The organism is Bradyrhizobium sp. 160 (assembly GCF_023073735.1).
GTDB lineage: Bacteria > Pseudomonadota > Alphaproteobacteria > Rhizobiales > Xanthobacteraceae > Bradyrhizobium.
Window position 1 is genome coordinate 363,790 of sequence record NZ_JADPKD010000067.1, and the last position, 22,911, is coordinate 386,700.

At 57.7% G+C, this 22,911-nt stretch carries 18 protein-coding genes and 3 pseudogenes; 13 read left to right on the forward strand and 8 right to left on the reverse strand.

Annotated features, from left to right (window positions below; genetic code table 11):
* Window positions 1-481 precede the first annotated feature (481 nt).
* The 3 genes from IVA98_RS29260 to IVA98_RS29270 all read right to left on the reverse strand — a co-directional run bounded on the left by IVA98_RS29260 (window position 482) and on the right by IVA98_RS29270 (window position 2,766).
* Window positions 482-838 carry a hypothetical protein gene (locus tag IVA98_RS29260; protein WP_247307116.1) on the reverse strand — a complete coding sequence of 119 codons (357 nt, stop codon included), beginning with the start codon at window positions 836-838 and terminating at the stop codon, window positions 482-484.
* A gap of 237 nt (window positions 839-1,075) precedes the next feature.
* Window positions 1,076-1,801 carry a TIGR02391 family protein gene (locus IVA98_RS29265; RefSeq protein ID WP_247356026.1) on the reverse strand — a complete coding sequence of 242 codons (726 nt, stop codon included), beginning with the start codon at window positions 1,799-1,801 and terminating at the stop codon, window positions 1,076-1,078.
* 92 nt (window positions 1,802-1,893) lie between these two features.
* Window positions 1,894-2,766 carry a type I restriction enzyme HsdR N-terminal domain-containing protein gene (locus tag IVA98_RS29270; RefSeq protein ID WP_247307121.1) on the reverse strand — a complete coding sequence of 291 codons (873 nt, stop codon included), beginning with the start codon at window positions 2,764-2,766 and terminating at the stop codon, window positions 1,894-1,896.
* Between the two features lie 224 nt (window positions 2,767-2,990).
* Here IVA98_RS29270 and IVA98_RS29275 point away from each other — a divergent pair, with 224 nt between their 5' ends.
* From IVA98_RS29275 to IVA98_RS29290, 4 genes and pseudogenes are all read left to right on the forward strand, one after another.
* The gene (locus IVA98_RS29275) at window positions 2,991-3,275 is read left to right on the forward strand and encodes a hypothetical protein (RefSeq protein WP_247307123.1); all 285 of its coding nucleotides are present in this window, start codon (window positions 2,991-2,993) and stop codon (window positions 3,273-3,275) included.
* A gap of 1,476 nt (window positions 3,276-4,751) precedes the next feature.
* Window positions 4,752-4,973 carry a hypothetical protein gene (locus IVA98_RS29280; protein WP_247307126.1) on the forward strand — a complete coding sequence of 74 codons (222 nt, stop codon included), beginning with the start codon at window positions 4,752-4,754 and terminating at the stop codon, window positions 4,971-4,973.
* 604 nt (window positions 4,974-5,577) lie between these two features.
* Entirely contained in the window at window positions 5,578-6,957 is a 1,380-nt protein-coding gene (locus IVA98_RS29285) for an aspartate aminotransferase family protein (RefSeq protein ID WP_247356033.1), read from the forward strand.
* A 514-nt stretch (window positions 6,958-7,471) separates the two neighbouring features.
* A pseudogene (locus IVA98_RS29290) lies at window positions 7,472-8,254 on the forward strand (IS110 family RNA-guided transposase); the annotation flags it as partial.
* A gap of 367 nt (window positions 8,255-8,621) precedes the next feature.
* Here the strand turns inward: IVA98_RS29290 and ybgC are convergent.
* Complete coding sequence (gene ybgC, locus IVA98_RS29295; RefSeq protein ID WP_247307131.1) at window positions 8,622-9,065, reverse strand: tol-pal system-associated acyl-CoA thioesterase; 444 nt, start codon at window positions 9,063-9,065, stop codon at window positions 8,622-8,624.
* 1,567 nt (window positions 9,066-10,632) lie between these two features.
* On the opposite strand from ybgC, the gene IVA98_RS29300 reads away from it, so the two are divergent.
* The 6 genes and pseudogenes from IVA98_RS29300 (at window position 10,633) to tnpC (ending at window position 16,670) form a co-directional block, all read left to right on the forward strand.
* Window positions 10,633-12,105 carry a coproporphyrinogen-III oxidase family protein gene (locus IVA98_RS29300; RefSeq protein ID WP_247356034.1) on the forward strand — a complete coding sequence of 491 codons (1,473 nt, stop codon included), beginning with the start codon at window positions 10,633-10,635 and terminating at the stop codon, window positions 12,103-12,105.
* A 20-nt stretch (window positions 12,106-12,125) separates the two neighbouring features.
* Window positions 12,126-13,316, forward strand: coding sequence for a hypothetical protein (locus IVA98_RS29305; RefSeq protein ID WP_247356036.1), 1,191 nt, complete (start codon window positions 12,126-12,128; stop codon window positions 13,314-13,316).
* A gap of 71 nt (window positions 13,317-13,387) precedes the next feature.
* Window positions 13,388-13,870, forward strand: coding sequence for a GNAT family N-acetyltransferase (locus IVA98_RS29310; protein WP_247307138.1), 483 nt, complete (start codon window positions 13,388-13,390; stop codon window positions 13,868-13,870).
* Between the two features lie 321 nt (window positions 13,871-14,191).
* Complete coding sequence (gene tnpA / locus IVA98_RS37815) at window positions 14,192-14,641, forward strand: IS66-like element accessory protein TnpA (RefSeq protein WP_524536430.1); 450 nt, start codon at window positions 14,192-14,194, stop codon at window positions 14,639-14,641.
* A complete protein-coding gene (gene tnpB, locus IVA98_RS29320; protein WP_247356038.1) occupies window positions 14,638-14,988 on the forward strand; it encodes an IS66 family insertion sequence element accessory protein TnpB in 351 nt (116 codons plus the stop codon). Before tnpA ends, tnpB begins: the two co-directional genes overlap by 4 nt.
* 54 nt (window positions 14,989-15,042) lie before the next feature.
* Window positions 15,043-16,670 (forward strand): annotated as a pseudogene (gene tnpC, locus IVA98_RS29325) (IS66 family transposase).
* Here the strand turns inward: tnpC and IVA98_RS29330 are convergent.
* Together IVA98_RS29330 and IVA98_RS29335 are read right to left on the reverse strand one after the other, a co-directional pair.
* Window positions 16,671-17,108 (reverse strand): hypothetical protein, encoded by a 438-nt coding sequence (locus IVA98_RS29330; RefSeq protein ID WP_247307142.1) that lies wholly within the window; start codon window positions 17,106-17,108, stop codon window positions 16,671-16,673.
* A 355-nt stretch (window positions 17,109-17,463) separates the two neighbouring features.
* On the reverse strand, window positions 17,464-17,697 hold the full coding sequence (locus IVA98_RS29335) for a hypothetical protein (RefSeq protein WP_247307144.1): 234 nt from the start codon (window positions 17,695-17,697) through the stop codon (window positions 17,464-17,466).
* A gap of 1,054 nt (window positions 17,698-18,751) precedes the next feature.
* On the opposite strand from IVA98_RS29335, the gene IVA98_RS29340 reads away from it, so the two are divergent.
* Window positions 18,752-20,614, forward strand: a complete 1,863-nt coding sequence (locus tag IVA98_RS29340) for a reverse transcriptase domain-containing protein (RefSeq protein ID WP_247307145.1) — start codon at window positions 18,752-18,754, stop codon at window positions 20,612-20,614.
* Between the two features lie 372 nt (window positions 20,615-20,986).
* Here IVA98_RS29340 and IVA98_RS29345 read toward each other — a convergent pair.
* Both IVA98_RS29345 and IVA98_RS29350 read right to left on the reverse strand, forming a co-directional pair.
* Window positions 20,987-21,256, reverse strand: a pseudogene (locus IVA98_RS29345) (IS110 family transposase); the annotation flags it as partial.
* 252 nt (window positions 21,257-21,508) lie between these two features.
* Entirely contained in the window at window positions 21,509-21,691 is a 183-nt protein-coding gene (locus IVA98_RS29350; RefSeq protein ID WP_247307147.1) for a hypothetical protein, read from the reverse strand.
* 329 nt (window positions 21,692-22,020) lie between these two features.
* Between IVA98_RS29350 and IVA98_RS37820 the strand changes: the two genes are divergently transcribed.
* Both IVA98_RS37820 and IVA98_RS29355 read left to right on the forward strand, forming a co-directional pair.
* On the forward strand, window positions 22,021-22,227 hold the full coding sequence (locus tag IVA98_RS37820; RefSeq protein ID WP_524536434.1) for an HK97 family phage prohead protease: 207 nt from the start codon (window positions 22,021-22,023) through the stop codon (window positions 22,225-22,227).
* A gap of 430 nt (window positions 22,228-22,657) precedes the next feature.
* Window positions 22,658-22,855, forward strand: coding sequence for a hypothetical protein (locus IVA98_RS29355; RefSeq protein WP_247356039.1), 198 nt, complete (start codon window positions 22,658-22,660; stop codon window positions 22,853-22,855).
* The last annotated feature ends 56 nt before the right edge of the window (window positions 22,856-22,911 follow it).

Consider the following 22,911-nt stretch of genomic DNA (forward strand, 5'->3'; position numbering starts at 1 on the left):
ATGCTGTTACCGCGAATTGACAAGGGTGCTTTCCAGCCCTTCCCACAGCTTCATGGAAAGCTCGTAGAACGGATTGTTGCCGGGCAGTAGGTAGTTCGAGCGAATGATCGTCGTTCCAAGAGCAAGTGCACGACCGGCCGGATCTGGGCTTATGTGCGGGATGACCGGCCCTACGGTGGCCCAGCGCCGCAGGTCTATTGCGCCTCGAGCAAGCAATCTGAGGTGCTTCGATGAGCAAACGTCCCCCAAGCGATCGCCATCGAACCGGCAGTGAGGTTACGACCGTTCAACGTGCATTAAATTTGTTGAGGGTTCTCGGCGCGAGTGAAAAGCCGATCGGTGTAAAACGAGATGGGTCGCGGGATTGCGGGAAATTCTTCGACGTTCATCTGAGATGGCCCGCATCGCGATCCCCGCGATCGTTGCCGCATCACCAAATTCCTTGCACAGAGCGTTTGCGTACCCGATTTTGTACGTCACCTCAGCATAGAAATTTCCGCTCCGACGGATCTTCGACAGGAAATTTCTGCAACTGGTATTGATGCGCCTTGAGCATCTCCTTGGTCAGATGTATCGGGAAGGCCTCATAGCTAAGGGCGCGTAACGCGGCGGTCAGACTGTCGCGGATTGCGTCGATGTTCACCCCGTGGGGCCCACGATGCCGAATACCAGCTCGGGCAAAAGTGTCGGTTTGGTCGTGGACGTCATTGGGAACCTTATCAAAATTCAGTGCAATCTGATTCGTGGCCAAATCAGGAGGGGAAAGTGGCAAAGGTCCCAATTCGGAAGGAAGATCTGGAAAGGTGAGGCAGGTCGCCGAGCGCACAGCCAGGCGCACGAATGAGCGCGTCGTCGTCGCCCATGATCGTGTCGCTTTGCAAGATGATGAGCAGGTGACCTCTGAACGCCAACATCAAGACGCGAGAATGGCTAATTTCCATTAAGAGTTTCTATTTTGCAGTGCTTGGACAGGGTCCGCTTTGCGGGCCCTTTTTGTTTGAGTTACAGCACCTTCTAGGGCCGCATCAGCCTACCAGCCGCCGCAGCGTAATGGCCTCTTGCATCGCCGCTTGAACTAGGCGCTCGATTGAGCACGCCTACTGTTAACGATCCGCAGAAGGTGACTGGCGATGATGAGCATCTCAGCCGCCTCTTTAGGGTCTGAAAGATCAACGTTCCTTTGGCTTCTTGGGTTCTTAAACACACTCACTGCACCCGTCATGAATTGCTGCATCCCTTGACGCTCGCCGGCGGGATCAGCTGAGAGCATCAAGGGCCCGTTCTCCGCATTGAACGCCTTGGCCACCATCGGCATGCCATGTGCCTCCGCCGGCAAGTCTGCGGCTTCTCGTATTTTAGTCTCCACTAGCTTGAACGCCTCGAACACGGCAGCGTCGTAACGGCCTATCTTGAATATCTCCGCTGATGCGTCTCGCACATCGGGATGTAACAGAAACTCCGGAAGAAGCCGCTCGATTTGAAGTCTCTCCAGATCAGTCGTCGGCTCGAACTCAACGCCCGTTCTGCTCAAAACGTACCATACGGCGTGAGGCTGGCTCAGGTCAGGCACCGCGAGGAGCATCTGCTGGGCCCACATCATTCCTTCCGAAACCCTCTGCATCAGCCACGGCGGCGAACCTTGATAGCCGAAGAAGTGGTTGATTTCGGATTGAAAGTTGTGCGGTGAGAACCGCCCACCATTTACCTGCATATGAAGTACTATTGCGACACCGACCTGCTCAGGCGTCGCTCTCTCCAACTGCTCAATCGAATTGAAGGACTGGTTGAAAGGCTTCGGCACTTCCAGCGCTCTTATTCAATAACAGCCCACTTCCGATCAAACCGCTCTAACGCACTAACCATCAAACCGCCCAAACGAAAACTCCCCGTTAGTCAAGGAATGGCGACCGCTCGCGGCGTGGACGCGGAAGCATCTTCAACCGGGGCGACTATCGGAGCTTCTTCATCTGCAGCTTTCGGTGCAGCCTTTTTCCGCGTCGCAGCCCGCTGCAAACGCTTGATGTTCTGGAGAGCCGATTTCGCTTCATCACTATCAATCAAGTCGCGTTTGATGACCTCCTCGCGCAACAACGTCTTCAGGTAGTCGACCTCCACCTTCACGCCGGAGCTCATCCGACGAATCTCGCGGCGCAAAATCTCCAGGATGAAGTCAGTCTGCAGAACGGCTGCGACTGTGAACTTGTTCGTGACCTGCTTGTGCAGCAGGAACTCGGCCATTGTGCTCTTTGAGAAGCCCTCGCGGCTCAGATTTCCGAAGCATTCAAGAGCTTCAGGGCTCTTGGCGCTTTCCTCGATAGCGTCAAACTCACAAACGAGGATTTTCTCAATCGGCTGGCCGAAATGCACCTTGTAGATTCGCCAGTGGGCGCCGTTCGTGAGCACTACCCACTCAATACCCTCGTTGGCAGCGTAATCGATGGCTTGCTTGACATGGGCATCCTTGAGATCGATCCCAATGGCCTTGACCTCGATAATGAACCGGATGTCGTCGTCAACTTTCACAGCAAGATCAACATAGGTGCCGCGGATCGCATATTGGCTGGTGACATGTAGATACTTGTCATAGCCGCAGATGTCGGAAAGCATATCGTTGACGACAGTGACCGTGTCGGCTTCACTAACATCGCGCTTCAGCAGCCCCGCTAATACGCTTTGGTATCTCTTGAGTTGAGTGATGATCCGCGTCGCGACTTTGGTTGAGAGTTTCGCCATGATTCGCCCCAGAAATATGGGCGTGAGCATCATGCAACCTTTCGGCGAGCACAAGCCCCCATTTAGTCAAAGTTTGGCTGTCTCTCGGGATCTCGTCCTGGGCTTGCTGCTTTGTCTGTCCAAGTGAGCCGGATGTGTACCTTAGCTGCCGATTGAGACGACCTTTCCACAATACGATCTGCAGTAGCTCGCGCGCGTTCCGAGCCACTAGGAATCCATAATTTACGAGGTACTTACGAACCCGCTTGGATGGCGGCATGCCTCGCCCGAAACGCCACACGCCAATACACGCAGACGGCCGCCCGATGAAGATTACCTTCGGCCAGATGCGGAGCATGGGAGTGCGCGGTGTGCTGGTCTATTGCCACTGCGGCCATCACGTTGCACTGGACGCGGATCGTTGGGCTGATGAGGTGCGGCTATCTGATATCGAACCGCGGTTCGTCTGTCAGTGGTGCGGAAGCCGCGGTGCCGATGTCCGGCCCGACTTTGAGCGAGGCAATCCCCGACTTGCGATCTTGGGGCATCGCGCCGATTCCTGAGGAACAAAGGCCGCCATAGGGAGCTTGTGAGTCCCGCTAGCTCCCTGCCGAGCTGGCGGAGCGGCCCGGCCTACCCCTACAGGCCCCCCTGAAGCCGGGGCCGTCTCCCCAGTAGTAAGCCTATGCGTCAGTCGCCCTTGATCGTGCGCCGCGTGTCAGGCGAAACAGGCCGCCAACTGAGGCGGCCTTACTTATTTTCGCCGACTACACGAAGGCGCGGACTCGCTAGCTTTCCGGGAGAAACGCAAACCGGCGAGATCTCGCGGTCCTGGCGCTGAGCGCGCTTGCAATTAGGGCAGACGAAGAGGTGAGCGATCATCGTCGGTGGATTGTCTCGCACCAACTCGGATCGAAACCACCTCATGCCGATCTGGCAATTAGGGCAGATCGGCACTTCAAACTGCCCCCGCGCGTGCTTTAGCCGGTCCATGCATACCCCCTCTGTTTGGGAAAGACTAGCAAGGCACGTTGGCCAGCAAAGTATCAAACGATACACAACTCAAATTAGGCCCCTGCGAAATCAAAAGGGGCCAGTAATGTCGGAAACAGGCCCAGTGCCAGAATCGAGAACAAAGCGGCCCCCGAACCGGCGGGCCACTGAGGCGGCTTAATGCGGAGCCTTGTATTCTCGGTTAAGCAGCTCCAGTCGTCGTTCGAGCTCTTCTTTCTTCGCCACTAGCCGCTGGGCGAGAACATCATTGGACCGTGTGCAGTTGCCACAGTTCTTCGAGAGACATGCTTTCAAACGGCTTCCGCTCCATGAATCACCCGACCACGCGTTGCCATAGCTTGGGCTTAGAAGCGGGAGCCTGGCAATTCTGTGTAGGTTGAGAGGGAAGGTTATCTACAGGTGCGGCGCCGGGCCACCTTCTTGAAAGCCGATTTGCTCGCCCTCAACCGAAAACGCCGCAACTCAGCGTGCGCCAGTCGATTCCGCAGGTTGGCCAATTCGGCCATCTGACCTTCGAGAAATGCAAATCGCTTCTGCAGTGAAATGGCGCGATAGAAAACAACTTGATCAAAGGTACTCATCATCCCTCAACCCATTAAATAATTTAAAATACGCGAGATATCGTGCCAGAATAATCACTGCGTTTAATGTTGACTAGTGTGCACAAACTAAAAAATGCCCGCCAGCGTGAACCGGCGGCGCCCGTCACAAGCTTGTGGCACGGCCCTTGCCTAGTCGAAACCAACTGGGATTTTAGTGCCCCGTTTTGAGACAACGCGCTGCCGGGGGACCGGCAATTTTGAGCCAGCAGCGCTTTCTCTCTTAGGCCATCACTGTGTTGGTCCAGTCCCGCATGCCTACCTGCTCCAGCAAACCTTCCCAGTCGGCAATCCCATTCTCCCCGGGACTCCTCCTCGCGGTCAGCGTCAGGCCCTCGGCCGTCCCTGTTTGGGTAACGCCGCCCTGTTCTCATTGTCCAAGGCAGCGCTTAGGAACGTTTCAGGTCGGCGCGCGCTTTGGGAGCAATGACGAACTCCGTCATCCTCATTCCCGGCATGCTCAAGCCGCTACGGCTGGCGCGCGTGTACGGCTTTCTGGTCGAGCGCGAAGCCGGCGTATATCCCCCGGGCGGCAGCCAACCGGCATGTTCGCTGGGATTGGCGCAGAAGATGGTTGAAGGTGGCTGGCTGATGAAGCACGGGCAGCGTTACGAGCCCACGGAACAGGGTCTGAAGGCCGCAGAATGATGTAATAGGCCGCACAGGCCGCTGAGGCGTTTTGGACACGCAGGCGCTTTTTGTTCACATTTGTTGTGGCCGGAACCGGAAGTGCCGGGAAACTTCGGCAAACCGGGGCTAGCGTTCATATTGCACCTACCTCTTTCACCCGGTCGTTTTGACACGGCGCAGGCCGCAGCGAGCTCAATCGCTGCGGCCCTTTCGTCGAGCCCGCCAGCGTGAGCCGTCGGGCCTTTTGCTTCCGAAGAGACCGTGTCAGTCGAGATTGAGCTTCTTTCGAGCTGGCTGTCCCAATAGTTAGATATTGCCAGCCGCCAACCAACAAATTGTATAGCCGACTAAGCTGCCCGCGATTCCGTTCACGCGTCCTCACGCGCTACTTGAGGTCGGCGTGCTCTTAGCCTTGGCGTCGCACGATCGTTTTGGCGTAACTACAAACTTTGGTTGCGCCGGGCCTCTTTTCGCTACATCCGATTTCGCTATTGTTGAACGCGCAACGCCGAACGGACAAGGATTCGACTCCAATCTTTCGGTGGCAGCAAGTGGGCCCATCGAGCCATAAGGTGGGGGCGGGCTCGAGACCCTCTGATGAGAGTAGGAGAGGAAGCAGAAAATGTCCCACGGATTCAACGAACTCGGTGCTTGGGACCGCGATCACCTCTTGCACCCGGGGACGCACGTCGGCGCGCATGCGCGAGGTGAAATTCAAACGCGCGTGGTCAGCGGGGGCAAAGGAGTCTACATCACGGATAAGTCTGGGCGAACCAGCCTTGACGCCTTTGCGGGTCTTTTTTGTGTGAATGTCGGATATGGCCGCCAGAAGATCGCCGAGGCGATTGCAAAGCAGGCGAACGAACTCCCCTATTACCACGCATACGATGGCCACGGCACAGAAGCCCCGATCAAGCTATCCAGGATGATCATCGACCGGGCGCCCAAAGGCATGAGTCGCGTCTTTTTCGGTCTATCAGGCTCGGACGCGAACGAGACAAACATCAAACTAATTTGGTACTTTAATAATGTGCTTGGCCGACCGGAGAAGAAGAAGATTATCTCTCGCTGGCGAGCCTATCACGGCTCAACCGTCATGACAGGCTCGCTGACAGGCCTTGAACTGTACCACAACGCCTTTGATCTACCGCGTACGCCGATCCTCCACACTGAAGCTCCTTACTATTTCCGCCGCGCTGATGCGACCATGAGCGAGGAGCAGTTCGTCCAAGCCTGCGTCGACAAGCTTGAGGCAATGATTGTAGCCGAGGGTCCCGATACAGTCGCGGCGTTCATCGGAGAGCCGATCCAAGGTGCTGGCGGCATTATTCCGCCGCCCACCGGATACTGGGCGAAGATAGAGTCCGTTCTGAAGAAATACGACATTCTACTCATCGCGGATGAAGTCGTCTCCGGATTCGGCCGCCTGGGCAGGATGTTTGGTTCCGACCACTACGACATCAGACCGGACCTGATCACAATCTCAAAAGGTCTGACCTCCGCGTACGCTCCTTTGTCCGGCGTCATTATTTCGGACAAGGTTTGGCAGGTTCTCGTGAAAGGCTCCGATCAACTCGGTAGTATCGGTCATGGTTGGACTTGTTCTGCCCATCCTATCTGCGCGGCGGCGGCTATTGCAAATCTTGAGCTAATCGATGAGATGGACCTGATCAACAATGCTCGCGATATTGGAGCCTATCTCCAGTCCGCACTGACTGAGGCGCTGGGCGATCATGGAAACGTCGGCGAGGTGCGCGGCGACGGGCTGATGGCGGCGGTGGAATTTGTCGAGGATAGGGATAATCGCACCCTCTTCGATACATCAAAAAAAGTGGGTGAGCAGGTCGCCGCCGCGCTGCTTGAGCGTGGCGTCATCGGCCGCGCCTTGCCGCAGGGCGACATTCTCGGGTTCGCGCCGCCGCTGTGCTTAACAAAGCACGAAGCTGATATCATCGTCGAGAGTACAGTGGACGCAGTCAATGCTGTTTTTGCCACTTTTTAAAAAGTCCGCCTTACACTGGCGACCTCGCGCAACTGCCGATATCGCTTGAAAATGCGGCGGAATTATCGTTTCCAGCGATCCTGCGAGTTTCCGTCGGTTGGCCCTTTGGAATACCGCCAGCGTCGCACGGCTTCCCAAGTAGTATGCAACGTATTGGTCCCAGTCGAGCTTGCCGTCTCGACTCCTAACAAGTCGTGCATGGTGATGGAACCAAAACTCTTTATGTCGCGATACTGACGAGTGAGTTCTAGTGAATAGGCGTTAGGTTGTGCGACTTAAAATCGGGCGACGATTGTTTTCTAGAAAGTGGAACACAGCCGGTCGTGGAAAGAGGTCATCCCCGATGAACGGTAAGAGCGTATGTCCGTCTCTGCCGATGAGATAGCTCGCCTTACACTGCGCGTCCGAGGGTTGCTCGGGCGGACCGAGCCGATCCTCATCACAGGAGGACGAACCGTGGCAGATTATAGGGAAGCATTCGTCGGAATCGATGCCAACTGAGAAAGGCCATCCGATTGCTGAAGCAGGCCGGGAGGGAGAAGTTCGTTTCTTCGGCGAGGTCGATGCTTCGGCAACCAACATGGGTCGCATCATAGCGCGGATCGCCAACCGGTTCGACCGCGTGCATTTCTGCTACGAGGCCGGCCCGACCGGCTACGGCCTCTGTCATCTGATCCGATTGCTGGGCCATGAATGCACGGTGTTGGCACCATCGCTGCTCCCAAGGAAGCCGGGGGATCGGGTGAAGACGAATCGCCGAGACGCCGCTTCTCTCGCGCGGCTGCTACGCGCTGGCGAGCTGACGGCAGTATGGGTTTCCCATGAAGGTCACGAGGCGATGCGGTATCTCGTTCGCGCGCGAGCGGCAGCGGTTGAGGCGCTGCGGGTTCACCGGCAACAGGTGGCGTCTTCATGCTCAAGCACGACCGCACCCGTCCTCGCAAGAAGAGTTGGACGATGCGCTATCTGCGCTGGCACAACAATTCGATCAGCCCGCACATCAGATCGCGCTCCAAGAAATGGTTGAAGCAGTTCGCGTCGGCAGGGAGTGGGTCGACCGGCTCGAGCGCACGATCAAAGAATTTGTCTCGGGCTGGTCTCTGGAGCCGCTCGTGCGGGCGCTTCAAACGTTGCGAGGCGTTGATTTGATCGTCGCAGCGACGTTCGCGACCGAGGTTGGCGACGTGAGCCGTAGAGCCCAGTCAACTCATGGGTTTCCTCGGCCTAGTGCCGAGCGAACGATCGACCGGAGTCTGTCAGGCGCGGCCGCATCACCAAGGCCGACATTCGCCATATGTCTGCATGTCCACCCAGCCGCGAGGTTGATCCGCAACGAGCCGGACCAGCTCGTCCGGACTGTAGATATATGGCGCCGGACGAGAGCAGGACTGGCGAAAGGCGGCGGGCATCACCTCAACCTTGGTGCAGCGCATCTGGCGGACGCACGGACTGCAACCGTCTCGCCCACCAGTTCAACCTCTCGAATGATCCCAACTTGGTCGACAAGCTGCAAGACGTGATAAGTACCCAAAGGGCCGCAAATGCCTCGACGTTTCACCTTCCAGTTCACGCCCACCTCATTCTCGTGGCTCAATGCCGTCGAAGGATTCTTCGCCAAGCTCTTGATGGCGCTGGAAGGCAAAAGCTTGAACGAGGCGGCGGATTTATCTAAGCTCTTCCATAGCGAGCCGCAGCGACTTCGGGATGCGCTGCGCCTTTCCGGCTGAAATAAACGCCACGCGTACACGCGCCGTGACTAGGAGATTGTCTCCGCGCCTGCATTCCTGCAGCAAGGCAATCGACGCTCCCCTCACCTCTTGCGGGACTGTGACGACGTCAAGCAGGTCATCCAAGACCGCCGGTTTTAGAAAATCGATCTTCATGGAGCGGACCACGAAGGCAAAGCCGGGCGCATCGTTCTTAGCTTCTTTGAGTAGCGCTTGCTGAGTGGTTCCGAGCAGGCGCAAGTAGTTCGTTCTACCCCGTTCCATGAAGCGCAAAAAATTTGCGTGATAAACAATCTGACCGGAGTCAGTATCTTCGACATAGACGCGAACCTGCATATGATGGCCGCCGTCGCGGATTTCGCCATCAAGAGAAGCTGTCACAGTGCGGTTCCCCTACTGCCCTTCTGGGACCAATTGTCTTGCACAGAGGCGTATTCCGCAGCAAGTGCCAATGAGCTTCGTGCGTGCAGGTGGAGGCTGCCCGGCGCAAAGCCGGTCGGAGACCGGTTGCTGTTGCTGGAGGCCGGAACCCCTATCCAGATTCCGAGGACCGAGGTCGCCCCATCGGCAAGCGCCTTGATTCTGCGCTTCGTAGGCCAAAGTCAGGATTGCCCGGCAGTGCGGATTATTCAGCAGTCCTATTCCGCGAATCCTACCATTCATGGCAGTTGTTAAACTCCGGCCGGTCAGCCATCGCGGCTGGATATTCCAGGTGAGATGGTCATGGAGATCGATGAAACCGGGCAGAATGATCCACGGCACCTTGACCGGAGAGTCGGCCGGGCCGATGCTCTGCGGCCGAGCTCGTCGCTCGGTACGACACGCACCGCGCCTGGCAAGTCCGCGCCGAGCGCTGCCAGATCGAAGTCGCTCCGTGGCCACCGCGCCACAAGAAAGCGACGAGTTCATTTGCATATCCGTCACGTGCCGGGACGCTGCCTCCATCAGCCGAGCGATTCGGTCGTAAGGTCGCCGTTGGAGCAGATGTTCGAGTTCGGCATGAGAGGCCGCCATCCTCATTGAACATTCCACGTTGTCGTGTTCAGCCGTGTCCGGCTGAAGACGTTAATGTCCGGGACCAGACACTGAGGCGCGAGTATTCCGACGTGGACACGAACCACATGGTTTTGCCCTCTTCAAGCCAGGCTCGTAAATGTCTTTAGTGGCACGTGGATTGCTGGGACACCGTAAAAGGATCCGCACGACCATGACGATCTCGCATTCGCCGGCCCAGGAGTTCAAATGACACTTGCTCGACTGATCCAAATCAATGCCTTGGACGCTGCGCAATTGAGTGCGGTCCCGCCTAACGCCTTGCCGCGTCCGTCGCGGGTGCCGCTGTCGTTCTTCGCGTTGGATAGCTCTCAAGACCACCAGACACGACTAGCATTCAGCGCGCTTAGTCCCGAGCAAATCCGAACCAGTGTGACACGTTTGGGCCGCTCTGTGGCGAATGCATGCAGCGGCATGCTAATGTTGGCCTCGGACCGGGAGGAAACCAAATCAAGCTTAGTATCGAGCAATGCCCGCTTCCTTTCGAAGAGGGGAGCGGACAGAAGTTGTTCAATGGCACGCTGGAGCAGATCGAGCTCGGCGCCCGACCCGGCGCGGGTCACACTCGGAGGTGGAGCACCATTTTCTCCAGCAGTATTCGCACTCCTCGGCGCCTGAAGTCTTCCTCGGGAACGTTTCGCAACGCCCGAAGGACATTCGGCCTCGGCCACGGCATCTGTCTTCCTCGCCGAACCATAATCATCCCGCGTGTCCCGAGCGAATGGCGACAGTCGTTCTGCTCTACGGTGGTTGCCTCGAGTGGGAGCCGACAAACCCGCGTCTTTGATCGAAATGCAGGACTTCGGTGAGCCCGAGCTGAAGAGCGCGATAAGACACGAGGAACGCAGCTGCCATCGCGCCTTGCCTTCACAAGAAAGCTAGAGGAGTTAAAAAAATGCGCGCCCCGACCTATTCCGAGGCCTTGGAATTCGCGATCGACCGCTCGTACGACATTAACCTTGACATGTTGAGGTCACGGAATTTGCACCTTGACACGCACAACGATTATCTTGTCGGCACATATCCGCCTCTCAAGGCAATGGGCGACCTGAATGCCGAAAAGTTGTTGCTTCAGGTTTCGTCGTCAATTGATCTCTATTTTCACATCCCCTTTTGTGATCAGTATTGTACCTTTTGCCACTTCGCCAAGGAAATCAATCCATCTTCTGGGCGAGTGGAGCGCTATCTGGCGGCTTTAGATAAAGAGATGAGTTGGTCGGAGGCGGCGCTGGCCGGCAGAGCTGTTGAGACTGCTTTTTTTGGAGGCGGCACTCCCTCGTTCTTGACCAACCGTCAACTCGAAACGCTATTTGGTATGATTAGGCGGCGCTTTGATTTGTCTAAGTCGGAAGTGAGTTTCGAATTGCATCCCTCTCTTGCAAAGCAAGTGGACGCTGCAGATCGCATATCCACACTGCTTAGAGCGGGCGTAAACCGCTTCGTATTGGGCGTTCAGAGTCTAGATCCGAGCATTTTACGCATATTGAACCGCGGGCATCACCTGGACGAGGTAGTTCAACTCGTAAAGTTACTGAATGACATGGGCGTTCAGAATCTGTCGCTTGACCTCATGTATGGGTTGCCGCAGCAAACGCTCCGGAGCTGGTACGACTCACTTATCGGCTTACTGGATATGGGAATAGAGAAGTTCAATGTATTCCCATTGATGTTTAAATCTACAGACCCCGTAGCCCGCCATTTGGCTCGGGGTCGATATCAATTTGCCGGGGCTAAGGAGCGCATCATCATGCATTTTATGGCCGAGCACATCCTCACGAAACTCGGCTATCGCCATGGGCCGATTTTCTATTGGAGTAAGCAGTCGCAGCCACACTCGATTCAACAGAGCCGCAAATACGATTCCTGGAACGACAATAATCTGGTCCCGTTTGGGGTTGCCGGATTTGGTTACATGAGCCAGTGCCAGTTCTATAACGAGGCAGATTTAGATCGCTACCTGTATAGGGTTGAAGCGGGCGAGAAGCCCGTGTGGAAGGGTGTTGTCCTGTCGCACGATGATCTCATGCGCAGAACGGTAATGTTTGCCCTGCGAAGCAGTGGGGTGTTGCTCTCCCGCTTCGAGCGGGAATTTGGGGTGTCCATCGAGACATGCTTTGGCCGCGAGCTTGAACTCTTGAATGAGGCAGGACTCATCTGCATTTCAAACGGCCTGCTTTCGTTAACTGCCGCCGGCACTATCAATTCGGGCGCCGTATCGCTGCTATTTTTCTCGAACAATATACTCGAGCGGATCGCTTACAACGACAGTAGGATAATAGACAAACGAACTGATCTGCTCGAAAAACACGATTACTCACCGGCCGCACGATACGGGTCAAGTGCCGAAATGCAAGTTGCGTTTCGATGAAGTCGCGGGCGCGCTCATTTATGGTCGCTCCTTTTTCCGTTTCCACCCCGGAAGGGTCGCCCTGCCAGGCGAAGGACATATTTTCGCATCTGACCGATAGCATTGATCGCCGGCAGCGAGAACGCCCGCTTGGGCTGGTCAGCAATTTTGTCGCCGATCAACTGCCGCACTGCATTGCGGAGGTCAAATGCAGTGAACGACCAGATGAAGCGGTTAAGGCTCTTGGGCGTAACATCAATGCGATGATTGCGAAGAAGGACTATGAAGCGCAGCTGCTAAGTCTGCCGCAATCGGACTTCGAGATCGCTAAGACAGACATCCAATATCTCGTAAATTGTGCTTATCAGATGTCTGCGTTTGCCGGCCTTCATCCCGTGGACGCCGAGCTGACGGTGGGAGAGGTACTAATCCGCCTTGCGCGCTCGAGTTGTCAACGGCAGCCTGGCATTGAGGTCCTCTCCTATGAAGATATGATACTTACGAATCCGCTGCAGAATGATCCACGCGTATACTGCCTCGGCGCGGCCGGGGTCGAGGAGCGAGATTTTTGCTTGGGCCATCAGATTATCGAGAGCGAATTGCAGTCAGCAATTGACGCTCTGCTCAAGTTGCGTGATGTGGCCGACGTGGATGCGGGGCAATGTCTTGCACTATGCCTGGAGCGCCTTGAGTCAGCAAACAATGTTCTGACGCGCTTTTATGAACATATGTCGCCGGACTTATTTGCCCAATTTCGTGTGTTTTACGGAAAGAATCCTTACAAGAATACGCTTGGTCCAAGCGGCCGCTTCTCGGCCCGTATCGTGGCGGTCTCGGTGCTACTGGTCGGTGAAGAACTCTTCCACCAGAAACCTCAATTTTATACGGATCTGTATCGGCTGTCTGAATATTATCCGCAGAGATGCATTCACGAGGTATTCCGCTGGCTGTCGTCAGGCAAAGGAAGTGCACCGCTCAAGCCAGGTTGGCTAAAGGGGAAAGCGGACTTTCCCAGGGTTGCGACCATTTCACCAGTCGTGGAGCATCACGGCGGCGAAATCGGAACGCTGCGCACGTCCTGTGTTTGTGCACTGGATCGGTTTACCCGGATGCACCGTAGTACGGCCTTAAAATATACGGTTGAGCCGGGTCGTCCAGTTGTCGGAGTTGAGGTATCGGAAAGTGTTGAGGCTGTCCTTGCTCAGCGGCTGTTGACAGAGGCGCGCCCGTAAGCCGACGGTGGTCTCTGCGTGGCTAAAAACAGAGGCGCAGGCGTCCGCCACCGCTCGAGAGGTAATAGTCGATGTCTCAAGACGAACTGATCCTTCGTCGGTTCGAGTCCGCGGATAGCGATGATGCATGGCATCTGCACAGAAGCGCATCGCAGGATGTTGGTGTGTGTGGCCCGGAAGGGGCTTGGGAGGATGATTTACGCAATATTGGGGAAGTATACATCGCCTCGGGCGGAGACTTCGTAGTTGCGCATATTGGTGCCCGATTCGCTGCCATGGGTGGGCTGAAACCTTTTGATGATGATGTCGCAGAAGTAAAACGTATGCGGGTCGACCCCATCTTTCAGCGACGAGGGTTTGGAAGGAGGGTTCTTCGTGAATTGGAGTCGCGAGCTGTTGCTCTCGGTTTCAAGTGGATAATGCTCGATACAACAACGATCCAAGTAGGGGCCCAAAGACTTTATGAGAGCGCTGGCTATGTTCGCCGCAGGGAAGGGATGTTGCACGGATATGCAGTGATCTTCTACGAGAAGCGGCTCATTTGGCCAGGATGACCTCGCTGAGCAAATGAGGTTGTGAGACCGGATGATCCGGTGAAGCTCTACGGACGCGCAACGAGCACAAATTCAATCACTTACCCCTGACTAGCCCAAACGCCCAGTCTCGCTCCTTGGGAATGACGTCGAATGCGCTCAGAGAAAGCCGTATCATCCGCGAGGACTTTCATTAGTCCCGCGAGAAGGACCCAGCTTGCACTCTCCTGGATCACGATCGAGTACCAAACCTGTATCGTGATCGTCATGCAGGGACCACGCGCTGAGGGCTGATCTGGTCGGCTAGGAAGATCTCGCGGAATAGTTTGTCGCGAGGTCACAATGTCGAAGGATAGTCGTAAGGATAGCGATAAGGATAGGCATACGCCTATCCTTGAAAACGGCGCCGACACGCTGCAGCGTGTCGAGATCATCACCGGGACGGGCCGGCGTCGGCGCTGGTCGACCGATGCGAAGGCGGCGATTGTCGCGGAGAGTTTTGCGCCGGGTGCAAGCGTGTCCGCGCTGGCGCGGCGACACGACATCAGTCCAAGTCTGTTGTTTCTCTGGCGTCGCCAGGTCAGGCGGGCGCAGGTCGCGGAGCGCGGGGACAGAGGTCTGCCACCAGGCTTTGTGCCGGTCGCGATCACCGGCTGCGGGGGCCAATTGCCGAGTGAGGAGCGGGCGGCGATCGAGATCGAGGTCGGCGCGGTTCGCATCCATGTCAGGGGGACAGTCGACCGGCGGGCACTGTGCGAGGTGCTGGCGGCAGTCGGGACGGTTGGTCGATGATCGGGCTTCGACCTGGGTTGTCGATCTGGATTGCGACGCAGCCGGTCGATTTCCGTCGCGGCATGGATTCGCTGGCGATGCTGGTGAGCGAGGCCTTTGGAGCCGATCCGTTCGACGGCGGACTTTATGTCTTCCGCTCCAAGCGCCGAGATCGCGTGAAGATCCTGACTTGGGATGGAAGCGGGCTTGTCCTTTACTACAAAAGAATCGAGGGGCAGTTTACCTGGCCGCAGATCAAGGAAGGCGTCATGCCGCTATCTCATGCTCAGCTCTCGGTGCTGCTCGATGGCTCGGACTGGAAGCGTGTGCCGATGCGAATTGTGGATCAGCCAGTACGAGCTGGTTGATCCTTATCAAGAGTCGTTCGTCACTCATGCGGAGTTGTTGTAGAATCACTCTGCATGAGTGATTTGCCTTCCGATCCAGCGTTGCTCCGGCAAACCGTGATAGCGCTATCGTCACGGCTTGCGGCGTTGTCGGCGGAATGCAGCTCGCTTTCGGCCGAGCGTGATGCGGCGATTGCCCAACGCGACGCTGCGATCCAGGAGAACGATAAGCTCCTGATGATCCTGTCTCAGTACAAGCGCACGATCTTCGGTCCCCGCTCCAAGACACTGGATCTCGGACAGCTGTCTCTCTTCACCATCACGGCACAGGCGGCTCGTGCCGCCGCCAACGACGACGTGACCGGAGGCAGGCTGCCTGACGGAGCGGAGGGCCGTGGAAAGCGACCGGCGCGACGCAACCGGGGGAAGCTTCCGGAGCATTTGCCGCGCATCGATGTCGTGATCGATATCGAGAGCCACATCTGCCCCTGCTGCGGCGAGCGGCTGCACAAGATCGGGGAGACCGTCAAGGAAGCCTTCGACGTCATTCCGATGCAGTACCGTGTCAAGCGCATTGTTCGTCCACGGTACGGCTGCCGTGGATGCCGCCAGGGTGTGCTGCAGGCCCCCGCGCCGGCCCAGGCGATCGACGGTGGAATGGTGACGGAAGCCTTGCTGGCCCACATCGCAGTGATGAAATACGGCTACCAGCTGCCGCTGTATCGCCAGGAACAGATGTTTGCCGCCCAAGGCATCACGCTCGACCGGCAAACGCTGGCCTCGTGGATGGGCCGCGTCGCCTGGTGGCTGAAGCCGCTTCACGCGCTGTTGCGCCGCGCAGTGATGTCCTACCCGCGGCTGTTTGCCGACGAGACGCCGCTGCCAGTTCTCGATCCCGGCCGTGGCAGAACCAAAGTCTGCCAGTTCTGGGCGATCGCCACCGACGACCGCCCGTGGGGCGGCCCGGCGCCACCGGCAGTGGTCTACGTCTTCGCCGAGGATCGCAAGGCGATCCGCGCTAGGCAGCTGTTTGGAGATTACGACGGCATCCTGCAGGTCGACGGCTACGCCGCCTACAAGGGGCTGATCAAGAACGGCGGCCGTCTGGTACAACTGGCGTTCTGCTTCGCGCATGCGCCGGAAGTTCTGGGACGTTCACGTCGCGACGAAGTCACCGATTGCCGCGGCAGCGCTGCAGCGGATCGCGATGTTCTACGCCATTGAGGATCGCATTCGTGGTTTGCCGGCGACGCAGCGAGCTGCGGTGCGGCAATCCAACACCAGACCGCTGATCGAGGACTTCAAGCCCTGGCTCGAGGACGCGACTGCTGGAAGTCTCGAAGAAATCCCGCCTTGGCAAGGCGATCCGCTACACCCTCAACCATTGGGAAGGCCTGACGCGCTTCATCGATGATGGGCGCATCGAGATCGACAGCAATACGGTCGAACGCAGCATCAAGCCGATCGGGGTGGGAAAGAAAAACTATCTGTTCGCAGGCAGTGAGGGCGGCGCCGAAACCTGGGCCACTCTTGCATCGCTCATCAACTCGGCAAAGCTTCACGACATCGACCCGCGGCACTATCTCACGGATGTTCTCGAGCGCATCATCTCCGGACGCACCAAGATCAATCAGCTGAACGCGCTGCTGCCGTGGAATTGGAAAGCCGAGCGCGACGGTTCGGAGGCAAAGCTCGCCGCTTGATCAGTTCGACGGCAAGGCGTCGGGAACTTCCTGCGCATCGCTGGCGTCGTCGTAGATCTCTTCGCGGATCACGCGCAGCGTCACCTCGTGCAGATACACTTGCAGCGCACCCTCCAGCTCGGTGAACTCCGGCAACAGCACTCGATCGACGAAGCCTCGTGATGCACGGACCATCACCGTGTTGCGTCGCTGCCGGCGATAACGAAACGGCCGCAGCCCATATCGGCGGCAAAGCGCCAGAAAAAGGTGCCGAGACCATTGGTCGGGAAGTGAGAATTGCTGTTCGATCGGTGGATCGTGGCGAGCGAGTTCCTCGACCCGAGCCCGCACCCGCTGCAGCGCGGCTTCCGCCGCAAAGCGCTCACCAGCAGTTCCGGCACCTGCGAACAACGCCTCGATCTTCCGAAGCTTCTCGCGCAGATGCGACTCGCTGGTCATTCTGATCCCCGTTGCCCGCTCCGAACCGGGGGTCACCCCATCACCGCGCGCCGGCGGCGTCAATCATCCCGACCGCGCTATCCAGAGCATTCCGCGCAAGTCAAGCCCGGGCACCGGTGATCCTATCGTGACGCTCACCCTGTATCGAGCAGCTGCGGATCGGGTCTCACCAGCTTCGTGGTGCTCACGCCTGTATTCGGGTCAACGGCCATTCGGTAGTCTCGTTTAGCAGCTCTCGCAGGCGCTCGATGCGAGCGAACCGGAATGGATGGACGGTTTGATCGTCGGGCCAGGCCCCTCGGATCGAATGCGAACAATCGGATGATGAAAACGACGAGCGGGCGACGGGTGACGTTCATGAGTCGAGCTGTCGGTTCTCCGCCGAATGCCAGTCCGCGCCGTGGAGGCGAATCATCTCCCGACGGGAACGCTGGATGAAGATGCGCTCAACGCAAAAGCCGGCTGTCACTGAAGCCGCCAGCGCAAGGCCACAGACCATATAGTCATTCATGAAATTCCAAAACATGTTGCAGCCGGCAACTCCTACAAAGGTAAGTGCCATGACCGTATTGCGAAATGCCTTAACCATGTTGCCCCCCAGTCAGTGGGAACTTTACCATTGCAACCATGACGATTAGCAGCGTTTGACCCTTCTTAGGCGCCGTCTTTCTGCTCGATCAGCTTGGGTCCGCCGCGCTGTCGACGCCCGTGGGTTCCCCATTGGTCGGCGCAGCTCATCGATCGAGCCCGGCGTCGGCGTGATCCACCTGGGCGCGTCGCTCCATGCCCGCCTCTATCGCTTCCAGCCTGGCCTATTCCGGGTGGCGACAGCACAAGCGAGAACCGGCGTTCCTCACTGGCACAAAAGCTTGTCGAGTTTAGGATCGCTCTTCCCTTTAAGAAGGCACCCGAAGGAAGGGCAGTGATAGCGACGCCGGGATGAAATGACGGCGGGACCGAGGGCGAGTGCCTCCGGCGAGCGACTCATGATCGAGCGAGGGATCGAAGCCGCACGGCGTGCGCCGTTGAGGCGTGGAGAAGAAGGGAGTGTTCGAAAGAATGGAGCCTGCTGGTTATGGCTCTTACTTGCCCGGCTTACCGGTGTCGGAAACGACTGAAACTCCGAAAGGAGAACGGGACCAAAGCATGCCGGGAAACGTCTCGAAATCGGGCGCCGCAGCCCGGTGGAGAGCACAGAGTAAGGTGTGCATGGTGAAAGCTGTATTGCCTGAATCCCAGTTTCCAGTTGCCAAAGGGCTGGCCGTAGCGAACGCGGCTGACACGCTATGCCACGCGGGGCAGACCGCACCGGCCAGTGCGATCTGCCACCAGTCCGCGTGGGACGACCACCATCGGTGGGTCAAGGAGACGAATGGGACACCTAAACACACCGCAACTTCCTGCACACGCAACTACGGGATCGCCTGCAGCAGGCTCTTTCGAGGACCTGTATGGCGACGGAGCCGTCATAGTACCCAAACGCCCGGCGTAATGGCCAGGACAGCCGCCGCGAGGTGGACGATCATGCGTATAAGGCCGGGTGACCGGACCGAAAGCGCCTCCGATCGGGGGAAGGACGATGCCGCCAACAACGGCATTTGCAGTATGCGTAGAAGAGATTCTTCGACGGAGAGGTTCTGCTGATGCAGGCCGCTACCATCCAGAGAAGAATTGAATCACTGCCGACTTTGTCGCGGTCGGGTAAGCGCGTAAATGGCCTTCACCGCCTGATGAGATCTCCGCATCTCTTCGAGTGGGCCTACGAAAAGGTCTCCCGCAACAAGGGAGCCCTGACGCCGGGTGTAGATGGTAAGACCTTCGACGGCATGTCGCTGGCGAAGCTCGCCGATGTCGCCAGGCGCGTAGCAGACGGCACTTATCGCTTCCGGCCAGTCCAGCGGGTCTATATCCCAAAGGACAACGGCAAAACACGACCGCTGGGTATCCCAACGGTGGAAGACCGGCTCGTTCAGGAGGCGGTCAGGATTCTGCTCGAAGCGATCTACGAACCTGTGTTCCTCGATGAGTCGCATGGGTTCCGCCCGAGACGATCCTGTCATACCGCACTCAAGTCCATCAAGAAGACCTGGACGGGCTGCAAGTGGTTGGTCGAAGTGGATGTGCGTGGGTTCTTCGACAACATCGACCATGACATTCTGCTTGGGCTTCTAAAGAAGCGGATCGATGACGATAGGTTCATCGCTCTGATCGAAGGAATGCTCAAGGCAGGTTACATGGAAGATTGGGTCTACGGACGCACTTACAGTGGCACGCCACAGGGCGGGATTGTCTCGCCCCTGCTCGCCAACATCTATCTGCACGAGCTGGACCAGCACATGCAGACGATGAAGACGGGATTCGACAAAGGCCGCGACCGACGTCCATTCCCGCGCTATGCGGCGCTGGAACGGCGCGTCCTCAGTCTCCGCCGGAAAATTGAACGGCTCCGCGCCGACGGCGCGGATCGGGCCGAGATCGACGCTGCAGTCGCGGAGATCAAAGCCATCAACAAGGAGAGACGGAAAGTGCCCTCCGTCGATCCGATGGACCCTAACTTCAAGAGGCTCCGCTACTGCCGCTACGCCGACGACTTCCTCATCGGCGTAATCGGGAGCAAGCGGGAAGCGTGTGAGATCATGGATTGTGTCGAACAATTCCTGACGCAGACATTGAAGCTCACGGTGTCGCCCGAGAAAAGTGGGGTCTATGCCGCTTCAAAGGGAGTGACCTTCCTCAGTTATCGCATCTCGACATACACATCCTACGGGGCTGGACGCAAATCCAACCGCACGGGACCGGACGGACGGACATGGCGCGTGGTACGCCGGCCGACCACCGGGAATGTCAGCCTGCGAGTGCCGCGGAAGGAGGTTACCGCGTTCTGCAAGCGACACGGCTATGGCGATCTCGCCAGAAAAACTGGCCGTCCTCGCGAGCAGTTCCTGGCCACCAGCGATGTCGCAACCGTCCTCGCCTATAACTCAGAGTTCCGTGGTTTTGCGAACTACCATTCGTTTGCTGATGACTTCAAGGGCGCCTTGGGACTGTTGGAGCTTGTTGTGTTCCGCAGCCTTGTGAAGACGCTGGCGATGCGACATCGAACGACGAGAGCGAGAACCATGGCACGTCTGTGGAAGGGTACGGACTACGAGGTCAGCTCCGTGGTCCGTGGTAAGCTTCGCAGCATCAAGCTGTGGAGACTGAAGCATCTGACCCAAACCTACTGGACGAGTCCCGTTGTCGACAACGTCACGGCAGGTGCGTGGTGGGTCAAAAGCCCAAATGATCTGGTCGATCGGCTCAACGCTCGCAGATGCGAAGCGTGCGGCGATACGAGGGGACCATTTGAGATGCATCACCTCCGCCGCGTAGGAGACCTGCAAAGCGGATCGCTGACGGCTTGGAAACGGTCCGGTTGGCGACGCAAGACCATCGTCCTGTGTCCGTCATGCCGTGTAACCGTGTCCGGTCGAGAGCATGCGCGTATGGAAAGCCGTGTGCATTGAAAAGTGCCCGCACGGTTTGGGGGGAGGCGTAGGGACATCCTCGTCGAGGTGTCCCGCGCCTACCCTACCGAGACGCTACGCGGCTCGATTCATATGTGGGCGGAACCGACTTGCAAGAATTGGCTCTGGCAGCATGCTCGGATCGCTTGCGCTCATATGTCCGGCCTGTTTTCGGGTCTTGCCACCACCGCCCAAGATGGGCTTCGCGGACAGTGAGATCCAAACACGAGAGCGGCATTTTCTGCCGGTAAACCGAGCGGAGCATTTCACTGACCGGCTTGCGCCGAACGTACCACCTCTTCCCGTCCTGCAAGTTCCGCCCCCAGCGTCAGACCTGCCGGTCTGGCGCCAAGCTCTGCATTTCGTTCAAGTCTATGTCGGCATCGGTATGAAGCTGCTTGCAGGCCGGTATCGCTCGCCGCCGACTATCAGTTTCCAGGCGATCCGCGCCAGCTTATTTGCCAACGCTATGGCCACCAGCTTCGGCGGCTTGCGTGCGATAATATCTTTCAGCCAGGGCCAAAAGCGACTTTCCCGTCGGCGCATATCTGCGATCACAGCCGTCGCGCCAGCCACCAAGACGGTTCGCAACATTCCGTCGCCGGCGAGTGTAATCACCCCGAGCCGGTTCTTTCCGGCCGTGAGCATAGCGACCCGAAGGGGCACGCGGGTCCGAGTGCAGCGACGAGACCGGTTCAAGAGTGGCACCCGGGAATGGGGCAGTGATAGCGATCGCCGATAGGCGACCCCTTTTCCCGCCCCCGGCGAGGAGCTCCGCATTCTTCGCGCGAGGGATCAACGCCGCATGGCCGAGACGCTAAAGCGGCTCGGTTCACGCGAGCCCGATGCGGCGGCGCCGCACGCGCAAGCGGAAGAACCCGCTCGTCGGAAGACCTAGATTTCCTCGCGCGCATTGGTCTGCGCGTCATAGATCCTGATCTGAAGCATGGGAAAACGCTTCTTGAGTTCCTCTGCACCAGCCCTGGCGCCGTCTCGGGTCGTAAATTCACACTTCAGTTGACCGTCCACCTCAAGCGCATAAGCAGAGGCGGGCGATTGTCCTGTGGCTGCAACCATCTTATTCCCATAGTGCGTTGGTAGGACGATTGGGAATGATGGGTACCGTGAGTCGCCCAAAGCACGCCAGGGCCATTTGCCTAACGGCAGGTAGCAGCCATCGCGCGCTGTGGACTTCGATGAGACGAACAGGGTGCCGGCGCGCGGAGCGACGGGCCGCGGCTCTTCGCACAATCATCTGCCCCGGGGCGGGTAAGGCCGCTGGCCAAGATCACCAGCCGGGAGCGACGATGGTACAACGACTCCGGAGATCCCGGTGTCGACGGCGGCGCCGTCGAGATTGGGGCGGGTACGAACTTATGAGGATGGGCGCTCTATCGGGCATGTGAATCGGCTACCGCGCGACTTCTTGGGTCATTCACGGCAAGAATCATCCTGCAAGGCGCACCTTGAAGGCGGTGAAATTGTTTGAGGTGTCGATTGTTAGCGACCCTAGCAACGGTCTTGCCCGTGTCGACGCTGTGAAGTCTCACGACGACGAAGGCACCCGCTTTAGCCGCGCCCTTGCTGAACTGGCTGCGGCGGTCCGCGCGTAACTACCTCAACGCCGCGCCGCACAACGTCCCGGCCATTGTACTGGGACGAACGGCGGCGCGCACCTAGGGAAACATATGGAAAAATCGGACTGCATTAATTCAATCATCAGAAAAGCGAACCGGACCATACCGTGGCGGGCGTCGATCGAAAAGAAATGGCCTGACGCTCGCAATTTCACTGCGGCTTGTACACTTCGGAAGATCGTGGACGAGGCGCGCGACTTATCCGACGCTGACTGGCAGCGGCTTCGGCCATATTTCGTTGATGACTCTTTCGAATCAGCTTGGAATATCGCGTTGACAGCGGCGTGCCGGAACGTCGGTTACAAGGGGCATGTCACCGATATCGAGTCGTTCGTTCGCCACCTTATTAGGTTGCTTCGCGACCCGCAGACGTTCGCGATGGCGGCCTAGGAGGGAGGAGAACGGCATGATTTCGATGGGAGAGCCAATCTACGGTTTCGTTACCAAGGGCGATGGGAAAGCGCTGAAGGCGCAAATTGTCGGTGTGGACGTTGCCGAGAACCGGATGGTGATTTTGTACGAAGATGGCAACGAAATGTACCTCGCAGATGACGTGCCGTTCTACACGCAGCGCTTCGCTGCAGAGTGCGCGACAGTTGAATGATTTAGGCCGCAATGCAGCGCGCGGCGCAAAGATGAAAAGAATTTGGTTTATGGTTG